This is a genomic window from Lactobacillus sp. C449L (assembly GCF_059900815.1).
Map to the genome: position 1 here is coordinate 1 of NZ_JBWXGA010000044.1, position 638 is coordinate 638.

The window sequence follows — 638 nt, forward strand, 5'->3', positions numbered from 1 at the left end:
AAAATGTTGTTTCCAGTATCCTTGGCTCCAATTTGAATATCCAATCCCACTATTGTTAGCATCGTACATTCTTTGTTCATCAACATAAATACCAACATGAGTGATTGAACCTGCCGGACGGCTGGGATTAGTACCTTTAAAGAAAATTAAATCGCCCGGTTGTGGATCAGCTACAGGAATTGAATGAGAGTGCTGTTCAGCTGCCGTCCTCGGCAGATCATAACCGAGCTGACGAAACGCATATTGCATCAATCCACTACAATCAAAACTAGTAGAAGGGCTACCTCCGCCCCAAGCATAAGGCCAACCATTATATTTCATTACTTCATTCATTAACATTTGATAAGCTTCCGGACCTAGAGCTGAAGCATCTGCATGCCCTATATCTCCATTGGCTCCCGGTGTAAGGTATTGCTGCACTAACAAAACATAATACATATTTCCATATGAGTAACGGAAATTTCCGTTAAAATCGGCTATCGGATTGCTGTACTTCACAGTTCTTCCGTTTGCCTGATTTTTCGAGAAATTACTCGCTAAATCAAAGGTATATTGTTTGCCGTTATTTCTTACATAATTATTAAAACCGGAACCAAAATTATAGCTTTGAACAGGTGTCCAAAAATCTAATTCATTTG

At 39.5% G+C, this 638-nt stretch carries 1 protein-coding gene; it reads right to left on the reverse strand.

All coding sequences use genetic code 11. The features are described 5' to 3' along the window. On the reverse strand, positions 1-638 hold a 638-nt coding region (locus AC2JF9_RS08175; protein WP_500726804.1), incomplete at both ends, for a C40 family peptidase.